This is a genomic window from Streptomyces sp. NRRL WC-3742, assembly GCF_000720635.1.
Classification (GTDB): Bacteria; Actinomycetota; Actinomycetes; order Streptomycetales; family Streptomycetaceae; genus Kitasatospora.
Genome location: NZ_JOCF01000086.1, coordinates 28,671 through 44,050 on the forward strand (window position 1 = coordinate 28,671; position 15,380 = coordinate 44,050).

The 15,380-nt window shown below is 73.4% G+C and carries 15 protein-coding genes; 6 read left to right on the forward strand and 9 right to left on the reverse strand.

The features are described from left to right. Positions 1 to 283: 283 nt before the first annotated feature. Positions 284 to 2,620 carry an SdrD B-like domain-containing protein gene (locus tag IH61_RS0134725; protein WP_078911618.1) on the forward strand — a complete coding sequence of 779 codons (2,337 nt, stop codon included), beginning with the start codon at positions 284 to 286 and terminating at the stop codon, positions 2,618 to 2,620. A 54-nt stretch (positions 2,621 to 2,674) separates the two neighbouring features. On the opposite strand, the gene IH61_RS0134730 is transcribed toward IH61_RS0134725, so the two are convergent. After that, the gene (locus tag IH61_RS0134730; RefSeq protein WP_234327460.1) at positions 2,675 to 4,012 is read right to left on the reverse strand and encodes a right-handed parallel beta-helix repeat-containing protein; all 1,338 of its coding nucleotides are present in this window, start codon (positions 4,010 to 4,012) and stop codon (positions 2,675 to 2,677) included. 70 nt (positions 4,013 to 4,082) lie between these two features. Between IH61_RS0134730 and IH61_RS0134735 the strand changes: the two genes are divergently transcribed. Further along, positions 4,083 to 5,243 carry a Dyp-type peroxidase gene (locus tag IH61_RS0134735; RefSeq protein WP_234327461.1) on the forward strand — a complete coding sequence of 387 codons (1,161 nt, stop codon included), beginning with the start codon at positions 4,083 to 4,085 and terminating at the stop codon, positions 5,241 to 5,243. 115 nt (positions 5,244 to 5,358) lie between these two features. On the opposite strand, the gene IH61_RS0134740 is transcribed toward IH61_RS0134735, so the two are convergent. Both IH61_RS0134740 and IH61_RS0134745 read right to left on the reverse strand, forming a co-directional pair. Continuing rightward, the gene (locus IH61_RS0134740) at positions 5,359 to 6,525 is read right to left on the reverse strand and encodes a cytochrome P450 (protein WP_031077369.1); all 1,167 of its coding nucleotides are present in this window, start codon (positions 6,523 to 6,525) and stop codon (positions 5,359 to 5,361) included. An 88-nt stretch (positions 6,526 to 6,613) separates the two neighbouring features. Beyond that, positions 6,614 to 7,258 (reverse strand): TetR/AcrR family transcriptional regulator, encoded by a 645-nt coding sequence (locus tag IH61_RS0134745; RefSeq protein ID WP_051838558.1) that lies wholly within the window; start codon positions 7,256 to 7,258, stop codon positions 6,614 to 6,616. A 114-nt stretch (positions 7,259 to 7,372) separates the two neighbouring features. On the opposite strand from IH61_RS0134745, the gene IH61_RS0134750 reads away from it, so the two are divergent. Continuing rightward, positions 7,373 to 7,795, forward strand: a complete 423-nt coding sequence (locus IH61_RS0134750) for a DUF4345 domain-containing protein (protein WP_031077373.1) — start codon at positions 7,373 to 7,375, stop codon at positions 7,793 to 7,795. A 12-nt stretch (positions 7,796 to 7,807) separates the two neighbouring features. Here IH61_RS0134750 and IH61_RS0134755 read toward each other — a convergent pair whose 3' ends face one another. Then, positions 7,808 to 9,379 carry an FAD-dependent monooxygenase gene (locus tag IH61_RS0134755; RefSeq protein ID WP_234327462.1) on the reverse strand — a complete coding sequence of 524 codons (1,572 nt, stop codon included), beginning with the start codon at positions 9,377 to 9,379 and terminating at the stop codon, positions 7,808 to 7,810. An 83-nt stretch (positions 9,380 to 9,462) separates the two neighbouring features. Between IH61_RS0134755 and IH61_RS0134760 the strand changes: the two genes are divergently transcribed. Then, positions 9,463 to 10,107 carry a TetR/AcrR family transcriptional regulator gene (locus IH61_RS0134760; RefSeq protein WP_199823430.1) on the forward strand — a complete coding sequence of 215 codons (645 nt, stop codon included), beginning with the start codon at positions 9,463 to 9,465 and terminating at the stop codon, positions 10,105 to 10,107. Positions 10,108 to 10,167: 60 nt separating this feature from the next. On the opposite strand, the gene IH61_RS0134765 is transcribed toward IH61_RS0134760, so the two are convergent. Continuing rightward, on the reverse strand, positions 10,168 to 10,449 hold the full coding sequence (locus IH61_RS0134765; RefSeq protein WP_031077378.1) for a metal-sensitive transcriptional regulator: 282 nt from the start codon (positions 10,447 to 10,449) through the stop codon (positions 10,168 to 10,170). Positions 10,450 to 10,584: 135 nt separating this feature from the next. After that, a complete protein-coding gene (locus IH61_RS0134770; protein ID WP_031077381.1) occupies positions 10,585 to 10,902 on the reverse strand; it encodes a heavy-metal-associated domain-containing protein in 318 nt (105 codons plus the stop codon). 286 nt (positions 10,903 to 11,188) lie between these two features. Between IH61_RS0134770 and IH61_RS0134775 the strand changes: the two genes are divergently transcribed. Continuing rightward, positions 11,189 to 11,761 carry an AAA family ATPase gene (locus tag IH61_RS0134775; RefSeq protein WP_031077383.1) on the forward strand — a complete coding sequence of 191 codons (573 nt, stop codon included), beginning with the start codon at positions 11,189 to 11,191 and terminating at the stop codon, positions 11,759 to 11,761. 9 nt (positions 11,762 to 11,770) lie between these two features. Here IH61_RS0134775 and IH61_RS0134780 read toward each other — a convergent pair whose 3' ends face one another. Further along, positions 11,771 to 12,136, reverse strand: a complete 366-nt coding sequence (locus tag IH61_RS0134780) for a winged helix-turn-helix transcriptional regulator (RefSeq protein WP_031077385.1) — start codon at positions 12,134 to 12,136, stop codon at positions 11,771 to 11,773. 67 nt (positions 12,137 to 12,203) lie between these two features. On the opposite strand from IH61_RS0134780, the gene IH61_RS0134785 reads away from it, so the two are divergent. After that, the gene (locus tag IH61_RS0134785; RefSeq protein ID WP_031077387.1) at positions 12,204 to 12,764 is read left to right on the forward strand and encodes a carboxymuconolactone decarboxylase family protein; all 561 of its coding nucleotides are present in this window, start codon (positions 12,204 to 12,206) and stop codon (positions 12,762 to 12,764) included. A 73-nt stretch (positions 12,765 to 12,837) separates the two neighbouring features. Here the strand turns inward: IH61_RS0134785 and IH61_RS0134790 are convergent, their stop codons facing one another. Beyond that, positions 12,838 to 13,785, reverse strand: a complete 948-nt coding sequence (locus IH61_RS0134790; RefSeq protein WP_031077389.1) for a DUF4331 family protein — start codon at positions 13,783 to 13,785, stop codon at positions 12,838 to 12,840. Between the two features lie 62 nt (positions 13,786 to 13,847). Then, complete coding sequence (locus tag IH61_RS43485; RefSeq protein WP_031077392.1) at positions 13,848 to 14,933, reverse strand: peptidoglycan-binding protein; 1,086 nt, start codon at positions 14,931 to 14,933, stop codon at positions 13,848 to 13,850. Positions 14,934 to 15,380 lie beyond the last annotated feature (447 nt).

Below are 15,380 nucleotides of genomic sequence, written 5' to 3' on the forward strand. Positions count from 1 at the left end.
GGGGTGGATGCCGCTGAATGAGCGAATATGTGCGATCGTATTCGAACCTCATGCGATTTTCGGCTCATCCCTGTCACACACTCAAGTGAACCTGCCGGAAGTATCGGACGTGAACGACCGGCACTCCGCTGTCCTGGGGACTCCAGTCCGGATCGGGCATATGCCCGCCGTTGATGGGAGTCAGGTCTTGGCAGGGACGACAGAGGCGACAGAGGCGACAGGGGCAGCAGGGACGAGACGGCGGACGTGGCGGGTCGCCTGGGGTGCCACCGCCGCAGCCGCGATGGTCGGCGCAGGGCTGCTCGCGGTGGCCCCGGCGGCCTTTCCCCGGGCGGGGGACGGCACGGTCACGGTCCGGGTGGTCCGGGCCGTCGACACCAGCGGGGTGTGGACTCCCGCACTGGAACCGGGAATCGGCGGCGTGAAGGTCGAGCTCACCGACGACACGGGAACGGGCATCGAGGGAACCACCGCCCCCGACGGGACGGTGACGCTGCGCCCGGCCGGAACCGAACTCGCGGGCGGCAGGTACCGGGTGCAGGTGGTGAATCCGAAGCCGGGCGTGCTGTTCCCGGCCTTCGCCTCCCGCCAGGGGCTGGACGGCGCGCCGAACCAGCTCTCCAGCAACGAGGAGTTCGTCGACCTCTCCGGCGGGAAGGCGGTCTCCTACACCACCGGTCTCTGGAGCCCCGGGGACTACTGCCAGAAGAACGCCACCCTGGTGACGACCTGTCAGCACCCGCCCAGGGAAGGCGAGTCGGCGCGCACGCTGGTCTCCTTCCCGTACGGCGCGCGCGGCCAGGACGGCGTGGACGTCCACGTCACCGACATCGCCACCGAGGCCGAGACCGGCAACCTCTTCGGCATCGCCTGGAACAGGGCCGACAGGCGGGTGTTCTCCGCCGCCTCCGCCAAACGCACCACCGCCTACGGCCCCGGCGGGCCCGGCGCGATCTACGTCACCGACCCCGCCGCCAAGACGACCAGGCTCTGGACCACCGTCCCCGACGCCGGTACCACGCGGCACAGTCCGGGCGGCGACGACGCCTTCCTGGTCGCGGCGGGCAAGGAGAGCCTGGGCGGCATCAAGGTCACCGAGGACGGCAAGGACCTCTTCGTCGTCAACCTCAACGACCGCAAGCTGTACCGCTACGACGCGAGCGCGGCGACCGCCGCCGCACCGAAGGCCGTCCACCCGATCCCCGACCCGGGCTGCCCGGCGGCCGGGGACTGGCGCCCCTTCGGGCTCGGGCTGCAGGACGGCCTCGGGTACCTGGGCGGGGTCTGCTCGGCCCAGAACGGGCAGAGCTGCGCCACCTACCTCGCCAACCCGGAACCGGAGTTGGGCGAGATCGCCTTCGAGACCGACGGCTCGATGCTGATCGCCTTCCGCGACCGCTTCGGCGACATGTCGGCCGCCGACCCGACCGGCGCCTCCTTCGCCAGGGTTCTGCCCGGCGGCGACCTGAACAAGGCGTGCCTCGCCAACGGCACGTACGTCCTCGACACCAACCTCGGCTGCGGGCTCTCGCCCAGGGGCACCCGGTTCTTCGACACCAGCAGCCTGGTCGGCCACCGCAACGCGGGCATGGCCGGGATGGCACTGTCGAAGGTCGAGAGCTCGATCGCGCTCTCGGGGTTCGACCCGAACAACGCGGCCTTCGGCTACGGCACCGCGTTCCTCCTGCGCGACGGCAAGCGGGACCCGAAGTACGGGCTGCAGCTCAACCCGAGGGGGACGATCCCGCCGTTCGGCAAGGGCGCGTCGATGGGCGACCTCGAGGTGCTCTGCGACCGGGCGCCGCTGCAGATCGGCAACCGGGTCTGGTACGACCCCGAGCGCAAGGGCGTCCAACTCCCCGGCCAGAAGCCGGTGGAGGGCGCGACCGTCCACCTGTACGACGAGTCGGGGAAGCTCGTCGGCACGGCGAGGACGACCAAGCGCGGGGAGTACTACTTCGACGACTCGAAGTACGCCGAGCGGGCGCTGACCACCGGCGGTCCCGGGGAGAACGACCACACCTACGACTTCGGGTTCCGCCAACAGGAGGGCGCGCTCACGGTCGTCAAGCACGACCAGGACGGGAAGCCGCTGGCGGGGGCGAAGTTCCAGCTGTGGAAGGAGAGCAACGGCACCGACGGGCTCCAGACGGGCGGTGACAAGCCCGACACCAAGGTGGGCGAGCCCTGCACCACCGGCGCCGAGAGCCTCTGCGGCGGCAGCGGGACCGTGGGCACGTACTACTGGCAGGAGGTGAGCCCGCCGCCGGGCTACGCCGCACCGGACAGCGCGGTGTTCGGGCCGCTGGTGCTCACGGCGGACAACCTCGAGGACGGGGTGTGCGTGACGGCGGTCAACACGCTCATCCCGACGCCCACGCCGACGCCGACGCCCACGCCTACTTCGACGCCCACGCCGACTCCGAGCGGCACGCCGGGTGGGCCCTCGCCCAGCGCGTCGCCTCCGCCTCCCGCGACGCCGTCCGCGCCGCACGGCTCGCTGCCGGCCACCGGCGCGGGCCCGGGGACGCCGCTGGCCGTCGCGGGCGCCGTCGCGCTGGCGGGCGCGGGCGCACTGCTGGTGCTGGCCGCGCGCAGGCGTCGGGCGCGGCACCGGTAGCGGCCGGTGAGTGACGGCGGGCGGGCCCGGGTTCCACGGGCCCGCCCGTCGCCGTCACTTGGGCGGTGCGGGCACCGCCGAGGGGTCGGTCGGCAGCGCGTACGCCGCCGGGTCGACCGGGCCGGGCAGATCGGTGGCCAGGCGGGCCGGGGCGTTCGGGTCCGGCAGGGAGGGCTGCGCCGGGGGCGCCGGGATCTGGCTGAACGGCACACCGGGCGGTGCCTGAACGGCGGTGGCGCGGCCGGGCGTCAGCTGGCCACGACCCGCTGCGCCGCAGGCCGCGAGCCCCTCCAGGCCGTCCGGGCTCTGGGCGGCGGGCTGGTTGCCGGTGAAGCAGTTGCCCGGGTCGGCGGAGGCCAGCACCAGGTCCGTGCCGTTGCCGGTGACCCGGTTGCCCTCAACCCGGTTGCCGCCGGCCGGGTGCCCCGGCGGGTCGGTGACGATGACGCCCGCCGCACGGTTGCCCTGGACGAGGTTGCGCTGCACCTGGTTGCCCGTGCCGCCGCCGATGCCGATCCCGATGCCGAAACCGCCGTCCGCCTGCTGCGGGGTCTCGGCGGCGTTGTTGTCGGTCACCACGTTCCCGACGATCACGGCGCCGTGCTGCGGGGCCAGCGCCTCCAGGTCGTTGGAGTTGACGGTGATGCCGACCCGGTTGGCGCTCACCCTGTTGCCCGCGAAGACGAGGTTGTCCGAGGCGTTGGTGATCTCGATGCCCACCGCGTTGTGCTCGACGGTGTTGCCGCGCACCAGGGTGTCGCAGGGCTTGCACTGGCCGACGTAGATGCCGGAGTCGGCCTGCCCGGAGGCGTACGAGTCCTCGATCACGCCGCCGCGCGCGTCGAAGGCGTAGATGCCGTACAGGCCGTTGTCGTAGGCGGTCACCCTCGATGCCCGGAAGCCCTGGACGACCGGGAAGCGGGCGGTGTCCAGCGGGTTGTAGGCGGAGCCGCCGGCACCGTGCTGCTGGAGCTGCTCGTCGGTGACGCCGGTGAACAGCACGCCGTTGGCGAGGTAGTTGTGCACGGTCAGGTTCTCGACCACCGAGCCCGGGCCGGTCACGGTGACACCGTTGACGAGACGCAGTCCGCCGTCCAGGATCACGGTGTTGCGGTCGCTGCCGCGCAGGACGACGCGGGGCTTGGTGATCCGTACGCTCTCGCGGTAGGTCCCCGGGGCGATCAGGACGGTGTCGCCCTCGCGGGCGACGTCCACGGCCTGTTGAACGGTCGGGAAGTTCTGCGGGACCCGAACAACCGTGCCGTCCGGGTGTTTCGCGTCGGAACTGGGGCCGGAGCCGGAGGAGGAGCAGCCGGTGAGCGCGAGGGCGGCGGCGAGCAGGCACAGCAGGCTTGTCCGTGTGCGGAGTTGACGAAACATCAGAATTTGCATGAAAGGTGTTCTATCGTCTCCAATGTGCTCCATGCATGCCGAAAGCGGAAAGGCGCGGAAAGAGGGCGGTGTGGACCGGAGGGCTCTGCTCGCGGGTGGGGCGCTGCTCGCCGCCGGCGCCGGGGCGGGCGTCGGGGCGATGGTACGCGGGGCGGACACCACGGGTGTCGCGCGGTCGGCGCCTGAGCCGCCGCCCGAGTCGCCGCCGGTGCCGTTCCACGGCCTGCGGCAGGCCGGGGTCACCGCCGCGCAGCAGCCCGCCACACAGCTGCTCGCCTTCGACCTCGCGCCCGCGGCGACCTCCGACGGGCGGGCCGCGCTGAAGGCGCTGCTCGGGGACCTCACCCGGCTGCTCGCCGAGGCGGTCGGAGGGACGGCCGCCGACCCGCGGCTCGCGGGCGGTGCGGACGCCCGGATCAGCAGCCTGGTCGCGGTCGGGCCGGGGCTCGCCGGACGGCTCGGGCTCAGCGTCCCGGCCGCCCTGGCCGACCTGCCCGCCTTCCCCGGCGACCGGCTCGACCCGGCGCGCGGCGGCGGCGACCTGGTGCTCCAGCTGTGCGCGGCGGACCGCTGGCCGCTTTCCGTACTCACCGAGCAGCTCACGGGCGCGGTGGCGGCCAAGGGCGGCGGGCTGCGGTGGGCCCAGTCCGGCTTCCTCCCGCGCACCCCCGCCGGGACCACCCCGCGCAACCTCTTCGGCTACAAGGACGGCACGGCCAACCCCGCCGAGAACGACGCCCGCCAGTGGGTGTGGGGCGCGCCGGGGCCGCACGAGCACGGGACGGTCCTCGTGTACCGGCGCATCCGGATGGACGTCGCGGGCTTCGCCGCTCTCCCGGAGGCGGGCCGCGATCGGGCGATGGGCCGCCGCCTCGGCGACGGGGCCCCGCTGACGGGGGCGGCCGAACACGACGAGCCGGACATCTACACCAAGAACCCCGACGGCTCGTACGTCCTGCCCGCGACGGCGCACGTGCGCCTGAGCAGCCCCCGGCTGGACGGCGGCGCGCGCATCCTGCGGCGGGGCTACAGCTACGACGACGGGCCGGGGGACCGGGGGCTGCTGTTCTGCGCGTTCATGCGGGACCCGGGGCAGTTCACGCGCATCCAGAACCGGCTGGCGGCGAAGGACGCACTGAACCCGTTCCTGGAGCACACGGCCTCGGCCGTGGCGTACGTCCTGCCGGGGGCGGCGCAGGGCGGGGCGCTGGGGGAGCGGCTGTGGGGGTGACGGGCGGGGCCGTTACTACGGATGTAGTGGCACTACTTGCGTAGTGCCACTACTTGCGTAGTGGTACTACATCCGTAGTGCCGGGCGTGCCGGGCGTCCCGGGATCGCCGATCGGTCACCAGGCGGCCGGGAGGCTCGCCGGGCTGCGGGTGGTGGTGCCCAGGCGCCAGGCCGTCGGTGCGTCCGGGGCGGCGGTGAGGTGCAGCGCCGGGAGTGCGGCGGCCAGGCGCCGCAGCGACTCGCGCATCTCCAGCCGGACCAGCCACGCGCCCACGCAGTAGTGCGGCCCGGCGCTGAACGCCAGCGTGGGCGCGGTGAGCGGTAGGGCGAGGTCGGCGTCGAGGCCGTCCGGGTGGACGGCGGGGTCGCGGTTGGCGCTGCCGAGACTGAGGGCGATGACGGCGCCGCCCGGGATGGGGACGCCGCCGAGGTCGAGGGGTGCGGTGGTGCGGCGGATCGTGTGCTCGTCGTCGCCGAGCGGGATGAAGTGGCAGAGGCGTTCGGCGGTGCGTTCGGCGGTGTCGGGGTCGGCCAGGCGCGGCCAGTGGTCGGCGCGTTCGCCGAGGAGGTAGAGCAGGGCGTTGCCGAGGGCGCCGGTGATGCTCTCGTTGCCGCTGGCGACGAGCCCGCAGACGAGGTGGACGAGGGACTCCTCCGGGATGCCCCCGTCCTCGTCGGCGGCCCGGACGAGCCGGCTGACCAGGTCCTCGCCGGGTTCGCGCCGCCGTCGCTCCATCAGCTCGGCCGTGAAGGCCGAGAACTCGGCGACCCCGTCCGGGTCCGGCGCCGAGTCCTCCCCCTGCGCGAGGACGGCGTGCGCCCAGCGCCGCAGCCGTTCCTCGTCCACGAGCCCGTCCAGCCCGGTGAGCCGGTCGGTGACGGCGAAGGGCACCGGGCGGGTGAAGGCGGTGATCAGGTCGGCGGGCGGCCCTGCCGCGACCAGCGCGTCGACGGCCCGCTGGACGGCCTCGGCGACCCACGGCCGCCAGTCCGCGATGGCGCGCGGGGTGAAGGCCCGCTGGAAGGTGGCGCGCAGGCGCCGGTGGGCGGGGCCGTCCTGGTTGAACAGGGAGGCCGGGTTGCCGGAGACCTCGGCGGTGGGGCCGATGGTGCCGACCTGCTCGAGGTCGGCGCGGGTGAGGCGCGGGTCGCCGAGGGCCTGTTTGACGTCGTGGTACCGGGTGACCAGCCACGCGGGCGTGCCGTCCGGCAGGGTGGTCGGCCGGGGTGCCCGGGCGGGGGACACGGGCAGCCGGTGGAGGGGAGGGAGTGTCGCGGACATGGGTCCCTTCGGGGTGGCGTTCCGTCGGTCCGCCGGCTACTCCCTCAACTATCATATGTTTAGAGGGAATTGGGTCGGCTTGGCCCGACTAGTCCGATACCGCCCGATGGTATCCGAACCGCTCCCCGGCGGCCCCGTTCCCGTCCGACAGGAACGGCCCCAGCGCGCCGAGGACGGCCCCGACGCAGGCGTCGCGCAGCTCGACCCGGCTGCACGTCTCCTCGGCGAGCCAGTCCAGGACGAGCACCCGGACGAACACCAGCCAGCTGCTGAGGACTTGGGAGGCCGCCGGCCGCGCCGCCTCGTCCGCGAGCGGCAGCGCGCCGAGCAGCCGTACCCGCAGCTCGTCCAGCTCCTCGGCGATGATCGTCTGGATCACCACGTCCCCGGCCAGCCGGCGGTTGGCGGCGAGGACGGCGTGCCGGTTGGCGACGAAGTAGTCGAAGTGGGCGTCCAGGCCCTGGACGAGCTGCTCGGCGAGGCTGTCGCCGGGGTCGAGCCGGGTGCGGACGAGCAGGTCGGCGGACGCCTGCCGGAAGACGGCGGCGAAGAGCTCGGGCTTGCTGGGGAAGTGCCGGTAGAGCAGGGCGCGGGAGACGCCGGCCCGTTCGGCGATCTCCTCCATCAGCACCTCCTCGTACGGTCGTTCGGCGAACAGGCGGGCGCCGGTGGCGAGCAGCTGGGCGCGGCGCTCGTCGGGGGAGAGGCGGCGGCGTCGTTCGGTAACGGACATGCGGCACACGTTACTTGACACGTGTCTACCGGCGGGCGCTAGCTTGGTAGACACGTGTCAACCAAGCGTCGGCCGAGCGACCGAGCGACCGAGCGAGGAAACGGACGGTGGGACATGGCCAGGGCCCTGAGGGTGCTCGGATGGGTAATGGGGGTCGCGTGCGTGGCGATCGGACTGGAGCACGTACTGATCGGCGCCGCGGCCGTCCCCGGCGAGTCGGGCGCCGACGCCACCACGGACAGCTTCGGCCGCTTCATGGGCGCGATCTTCGCCGGGTACGGGGCCGCCTGGATCTGGACGGTGCGGCAGTCGCCGGTGCCCGCCTGGGCGGTGCGGTGGCTGGCCGGGGTGTTCCTGCTGGGCGGCCTCGCCCGGGTGCTGTCGGTGGCGGTGAAGGGCTGGCCGGACGGTTTCCAGGTGGCCCTGATGGTGATCGAACTCGCCCTGGGCCCGGTGTACTTGTGGCTCGCGGACGCAGATGCGGATGCGGATGCGGATGCGGATGCGGACCGGCGGGCCGCCGCCGCCACCCGCTGACCCCCGGGAGCGTCAGAGGCCGATGCCCGCCATCACCTCGGCCAGCGCCTCCGGCCGCGCTGCCACGGAGGCTTCCGAGCCGGTCAGCGCCACGTACCCGTCCGGCCGGACGAGGACCACCGCCGGGCCGCTGAGCCCGTACGCGCGCCCGGCGTGCCCGGACGGGTCCCGCAGACGGGCCTGCCGCAGGCCGGGGCGCTCGGGCAACCGGAGGTCGGCGTCGAAGGCGAGCAGGGTGGCGTGCGGGCCCCGGAGGAGGTCGAACAGGCGGGTCGGGGTGCCGGAGGCGGTGGTGACGGGCGCGTCCGGGGCGCGGTCTCCGGCGCGGATGCCGGTGCTGTCGTCCAGGTCGAGGCCGATCGGCCCGCCCCGGTAGCCGACGGACAGGCCCGTGAAGTCGGCGCCGGAGGCGGTGCGGTGGCTGAACTGCCGGGCGAGGGCCTGGCCGCCGCCCTCGGTGAACAGCGCCCGGTGCTGGGCGGAGGTGGCGGCGAGTACGCCGGCGGCGACGGGCAGGCGTTCGGCCTGGTAGCTGTCGAGCAGGGCGTCGGGCGCGCCGCGCAGTACGGCGGCGAGCTTCCAGCCCAGGTTGGCGGCGTCCTGGACCCCGGTGTTGAGGCCCTGGCCGCCCGCCGCCGACTGGCAGTGCGCGGAGTCCCCGGCGACGAAGACCCGGCCGGCCCGGTAGCGGTCGACCATCCGTACGGTCGGGCGCCAGACGGTGGACCAGCTCGGCTCGTGCAGCCGGACGCCGGGCAGGCCCGCGCGCTCGGCGAAGAGCCGCTCGAAGGTCGCCAGGTCGGGGGCGGGCGTGCGGCCCTGCTCGTCCGGGTCGATCCAGGCGTGGGCGGCCCAGATGTCGTCGGCCCGCATGGGCACGAGGATGAAGGCGCCTGCGCCGAGCCTCTCGTCCGTCCAGACGTGCAGGAAGTCGGGGTCGAGGCCCTCCACGCGCATGGAGGCGAGCAGGAAGCGCTCCTCGTCCCAGGACTCGCCGAGGAAGGTGAAGCCTGCCTGCTTGCGCACGGTGCTGCGGCCGCCGTCGCAGCCGACCAGGTAGCGGGCGCGCAGGGTGCGGATCTCGCCGCCGTGGCGGACGGTGGCGTGCACGGCCTCCTCGTGCTGGGTGAACTCGACCAGCTCGCAGTCGAGTTCGACCTTCACGCCGAACTCGGCGAGCCGCTCGCGCAGCACCGCCTCGGTGTGGTGCTGGGCGAGCATCAGCGCGTCGGTGTACGGCCGGTCCGGGGTGGGCCGGGTGGCGTCGGACGCGGCCGCCTCGCCGATGACCCGGGCGCCGCGGTAGGTGCGCACCCGCAGGTCGGTGCGGCCGAGGGCGAGCATCCGCTCGACCACGCCGAGGTCCTCGAAGACCTCCAGGGAGCGGGCGTTGATCCCCTTGGCCCGCTCGCCGCGGTCGCGGAACTCCGGCTCGCGCTCGATGATCCGACACCCGACCCCGGCGCGGGCCAGCCCGATCGCGAGCGCGAGGCCGACCGGCCCGGCGCCGACGACCAGGACGTCGGTCGTGGACGTGGACGTGGTGGTGGACGTGGTGGTGGTCGCGGACATGGGTGTGCGCATGACAGGCCCCCTGACTCTCCGGCCGATAGATACGGCACGTGTCTTGGCCTCGACTGTAGACTCCCGTCACCAAGACACGCAACGTGTCTCCGAGGACGGGTGCGGACTTCATGGCGGACGACGGCGAACGGCCCCCGCGGCGGCACGGCGGCGAACTGGAACGGGCGATCCTCGACGCGGCCTGGGCCGAACTCGTCGACCTCGGCTACGACCGGCTCACCATGGACGGCGTCGCCACCCGCGCCCGGACGAGCAAGCCGGTGCTCTACCGCCGCTGGCCGGGCCGCGCGGAACTGGTCCTCGCCGCCCTCGCCCGTGACCTCCCGGACTCCGAGGAGCCGCCGGACACCGGCGAGTTGAGAGCGGACCTGCTGGCGTTCCTGCACACCCTGCTGCACCGCTTCGACGGCCTGCCGGAGGGCGCCGTGCACGGTCTGCTGATCGACCTGCTGCGCGTGCCCGAGCTGCGGGCGCGCTTCCGCGACGTCATCGGCGCCCGGGGGCCGGTGGACGGCCTGGCGGTGATGATGCGGCGCGCGGCCGAGCGCGGCGAGATCGACCAGGCCCGGCTCACCCCGCGCGTGATCGCGATGCCGCTGAGCCTGGTGCGTGACGAGTTCCTGCTCAGCGCGGTCGTACCGTCGGACGAGACGGTGGCGCAGATCCTCGACGAGGCGGTGCTCCCGCTCCTGGGGGCGCCGGGGCGGGGGCGGCGGCAGGGGCGATAGGGGCGGCAGGGGCGGGGGGCGGCATACCTCCGAGGGGTAGCCGGGCGGCTGAGGCGGGCCCTAGGAGCGGACGAGGCGGGCGATCGCCTGGTTGGCCTCGCGGATCTTGACGCCGGCCTCCTGGCCGCCCTCGGTGATGGCGTCCCGGACGCAGCATTCGACGTGCTCGTCCAGGAGTTGGAGCGCGAAGGACTGCAGCGCGCGGCTGGCGGCGGAGACCTGGGTGAGGACGTCGATGCAGTAGGCGTCCTGCTCGACCATGCGCTGCAGACCGCGGATCTGTCCCTCGATGCGGCGCAGGCGCTTGAGGAAGTCGTCCTTGTGGGAGCTGTAGCCGACCATGGCCGTCTCCGGTTCCTGTGCGGTGGGGCGTGGGCCGTGGGCCTCACTCTACCGGGGGAGGGTATGGCGAAACGGCCGGTCCGGGCCGGAGCTGACGGGTGCTCCGACCGGACCGGCCGTGGTGGGTACGGGCGTTCAGGCGCGGCCGACCAGGTCGTAGCCCGCCTCGTCGATCGCGGCGGCGACCTCGGTGTCCGCGAGCGGCGCGGCGCTGTCGACCGTCACCCGGCCGGTGGCCAGGTCCACGGCGACCTCGCCGACGCCCGCGATCTTCTTCAGCTCGGCGGTCACCGCGGTGACGCAGTGGCCGCAGGTCATGCCCTTCACCTGGAACACCGCTCGCTCGGCGGCGGCGGTGGCGGCCGGAGCCGCGGCCGTACCGCAGGAGCCGCCGCCGCAGCAGGAGCCCTCGGTGGCGGCGGACTCGACGACGGTGATGGTGGTCTCGGTCATGGCGTGCTCCTCTGGCGGTCGGGGTGCGGGGCCGGCCGGGCGGGGTGGCCCGGGCGGCCGCTTCATGATGAACATACCATACCCCCCTAGGGTACCTGCAAGGGTCGGGCGAACCCCGCGGAGCGTGCACGGGCGCCTCACTGTCGGCCGGGCAGGGGCAAGGGGCAGGGCGCATGGAGGCCCGGTGCGGGTGAGACGGTTGCGCGGCGACCGCTGACCGGCCCGGAGAGCGGGCCGGGGCCGAATTCGGGAGCGGTGCGGCGGCCGGTCGTGGCACGGTGGTGGCATGAACCCACCGGCCGTCCAGCCTCTCGGCGGTCAGGTGACCGTGCTGACGGGGCCACCCGGTGCCGGAAAGAGCACCGTGGCGGCGCTGCTGGCCGATCGCCTGACGCCCAGTGTCCACCTGCACAGCGACGACTTCTGGCACTGCATCAAGCAGGGCTCGATCCCGCCGTACCTGCCCGAGGCCCACCAGCAGAACCAGGTGGTCCTCCGGGTACTGGTCGCGGCGGCCTTCGGCTACGCCGCCGGCGGCTACCAGGTCATCTGCGACGGCGTCGTCGGCCCCTGGTTCGTCGACCTGTTCCGTGCCGCGGCCGAGGAGCGGGCACTGCCGCTGAACTACGTCGTCCTGCGCCCGGACCGACACACCACCCTGGAACGCGCCGCCGGCCGCACCGGCGACGCCCTGACCGACCCCGGGCCGATCCGGTCGATGCACGACCAGTTCCGCGACCTGGGTGACTACGAGAGGAACGTCCTGGACTCCAGCGCCATGACCGCCGAGGCGACCGCCGACAGCATCCTGGAGGACCTCAGGGGCGGCGCCTACCTCCTCGTCGCTCCGTCACGGTGACGGCGATGCTCACGATGCTGTCGGGGATTGCGGGAGTTGCCCGCCGCCCATCTCCTCGGCCCACTGTCGGCTCCAGGCGTTCAGCGGACCGAGCGCCTCGACGAGGGCCTCGCCGAGGCGGGTGAGGTGATACGCGTCCTCGTGCAGGGTGAGCAGGCGGGCATCGGTCAGTTCGTTGAGCCGGGTGCTGAGCACGCTGGAGGACATGCGCTCGCAGCGACGTTGCAGTTCACGAAAGCCTGCCGGGGACTGACTCAGTTCCCACAGGACGCGCAGCGTCCACCGCCGTCCGAGCAGGTCGAGTGCGGCCATGACCGGACGGCCCGAATCGGATCCTCGTGCCGGTGCGCCTGGTCGAGGTGTTCTGGTGTCCATGCCCACTCCTTGCGCTTCGGTTTCCAAAGCATCATAGTGGTGCGAAAATCGAAGCAGGAGGTGCAGCATGCCCCGTATCGAGCCGCTGAGCCCGCCGTACCCCGAATCCATCGACCGGGCGCTCCGCCGCTGGATGCCTCCCGGCGCGCCGCACGAGCCGCTCATGCTGTTCCGGGTACTGCACCGCAACCCGGAACTGGCCTCGCGCATGTTCGCTCTGGGTTCCGGCCTGCTGGGGCACGGGCTTCTCCCCGCCGTCGATCGTGAGATCGTCATCGCCCGAGTGACCGCGCGCGCCGGCTGCGCCTACGAGTGGGGCGTCCATGCCGCGACCCTCGCCCAGCAGGCCGGACTCAGCCGGGAGCAGCTCCGGGCCACCACGGAGGTCGACACCGCGGTCGGCGCCGAGTGGCTGCCGCGCCACGCGGCGCTGCTCGCCGCGGTCGACGAACTGCACGACACGGCGCAACTCTCGCACCCCGCCTGGTACGCCCTGCTCGCCCACTACGACGATGCCCAACTCCTGGAGTTCCTCGTGCTGGCCGGCTGGTACCGAACCATCGCCTACCTGGCCAGCGGGCTCCTGCTGGAGGAGGAGACCTGGGCCGCCCCGTTCCCGGCACCGTGACCACGCCGGACGGCTGCTGATCCTGCCCGCACCAGTGGTGCACCGCCCGGACCGGGCCGGGCGGCGCACGGGGTCAGAGGTGGGGTGGGCCGAGGTAGGGGAAGGCGGGGAGGAGGTCGGTGTGGGGGCCGATGTGGTCGGTGGGGACCTGGCCGTTGGTGAGCATGGTGAGGCGGGCGGAGGTGACGTCGTCGGTGAGGGTGCGGCCGTTGGGGTAGGCGGCGGGCCTGGTGCGGTCGTAGCGGAGGATGTCGGGCAGGACGGTGTGCAGGGCCTCTTCGGCGGATTGCCGGTCGTAGCCGCCGAAGTGTTCGAGGACGGCGGTCCACGGTTCGCGGTAGGTGGCCCAGTCGTCGGCGGGTTCGCCGGCGTTGTAGGCGTCCTTGACGTCCTCGGCGTTGAAGTAGGCGGTGAGGGAGGGGTGGGCGCCCCGGTCGACGGAGGTGAGCTGTCCGTCCCGGCGGAGGCTGACCCGGCCCCAGATACCGATCTCGGGGTTCGGGCCGAGGTCGGCGTTCGGCACGGCCAGCACGATGGCGGGGACGTTCTTGTCGGCTCCCCAGTCGACGCCCGTCCACTGGAACTTGGCGACGATGCCGTCCAGGTCGGCGAAGAACGGGTCGCTGCGCAGGCCCGCGTAGAAGGTGCCGGAGTCCCCGGCCTCGGCGCCCGGTTGCACGGGGGCGTCGGCGATGATCTGCGGGCCGCCGGCTTCGTGGGAGCGGGCCTCGGGGCCGGCGGCGCGGAAGACGGAGGCGCTCTGGCGGCCGTCCTCGTCGGGGGTCGAGAAGACGAAGCTGTACGCGATGTCGGCCCGCTGGTCGCCGTCGGTGTCGATGTTGACGCGGTAGACGGCGTCGGGGTGGAACGCCTGGCCGCCGGCGGTGGCGAGCGGGTGGACGTTGAGGATCAGGACGGTCCGGCCGCCGTCGGGGGCGGCGAAGGCGAACAGGTCCGTCATGTCGAGGCGGGCGTCGCCGAGGGGTGAGCGGAGGTTGGGTCCGCTGAGGTGGTGGGACATGGCAGCAGCATCGGCAGCCGGGGGCCGGGGCATGAGTGTGCCGCGGCCCCCGGCTGGGCCGGTCAGGCCGAGACGCGGTACCAGAACCCGCCGGTGTGCAGGCCGACGTAGTGGACGTAGGAGCCCGTCTCCTTCGCCTCGTACATCATGTCCGCGCCGGTGCCGGGGTCGGTGCCCGCGTAGAGCACCACGTGGTGGGTGGTGTGGGCGTCCGTCCCGAAGTACTCGACGTCGCCGGGCCGGCGCTCGGACTCCGTGATCGGGGTGAGGTGCCGGTCCAGGGTCTGCTGGTTGGTGTCACCGCCGTTGGCGAGGTCGATGCCGGCGCCGAACCAGTAGGCCGCCCGGACCAGGCCGGAGCAGTCCATACCGGCGGTGGTGTCGGCCGGGCAGGGCTGGATGGAGCCGGTGTAGCCGTCGCAGGTGCCGAGCGAGGGGCCGGGGCCCTCGCCGCGCATGGAGTGGCCACCGCCCCACACGTAGGGGACACCCAGGTAGGACTTCGCCGCGTTCAGGACCTTGGTGGGGTCGACGGGGCCGCTGGGCAGCGGGACGGGGGTGGCGGTGTAGAGGGCGGTCTTGGTGGTGGCGCCCACGACCCCGTCGATGGGCAGGGCGTGCGAAGCCTGGAAGTTGCGGACGGCCGTGTCGGTGGCCGGCCCGAACTGCCCGTCCACGGCGAGGTGGCCCGCGTGGAAGGTGTTCAGCATGGTCTGCAGGGTCGAGGCGCACGAGCCGGTGGCGCCGGTCCGCAGGTCGCCGCACTGGGTGCGCAGGTCCACGGTTCCGGAGGCGGCGGCCGCGGCGGTGTCGAGCGCGGACTTGGTGGCCGGGCCGACGATGCCGTCGGCGGTCAGGGCGTGCGAGGTCTGGAAGTTGCGGACGGCGGTGCCGGTGGCCGGCCCGAACTGCCCGTCGACGGTGAGGGTCGCGCCGGTCAGGTTGAGCTCCGACTGGAGCTGGGTGACGCAGCCGTCGTACTCGCCCTGCAGCAGGTTGGCCGGGCAGGCCGGGGAGGTGAGGGGTATCGGGGTCGGCGCGGCCGTGGCGGCTGCGGACGAGGCGGTGTACGCGCCGACGCCCGTCAGCGCGGCCGCGAGGGCCAGGCCCAGCGACAACCGGCGGCGGGTGGGCAGGAGGATAGGCACAGGAGGGTCTCCGGATCCGGTCTCGGGGTTCGGTCTCGTCGGGGTTCGGTCTCGGGGTTCGGCTCGTGATCACCGAGCTTCACTCGGAACTGTGCCGCACTCCGCCGTCCGCCCGGGGCGTGAACTGACGTCTCATCAGCCGCTGGACGCGTCCCACGGCTCCGGCCTGCGGTGTGGGACGCGTTTCCACTTGGGTGTGAGACATCTGTGACGGACGGCTCCCTGTTCCGGGCCCGAACCGTACGAGAAGTGCCGGGCGATCCCGTGGGTGGGTTCGCCCGGCACTTCTCGTACGGGGGGCTGTTCAGTGCTGGTGCTCGGCGTGCTCGGCGTGCCCGGTGGTGGGGGCGGGGGTGGGGGGTTGGCCGGGGGGGGGGGGGGGGGGGGGGGGGGGGGGGGGGGGGGGGCGGCGGGAACGGCGGTGCTCGGGGTGGCCAGGGTGAAGGC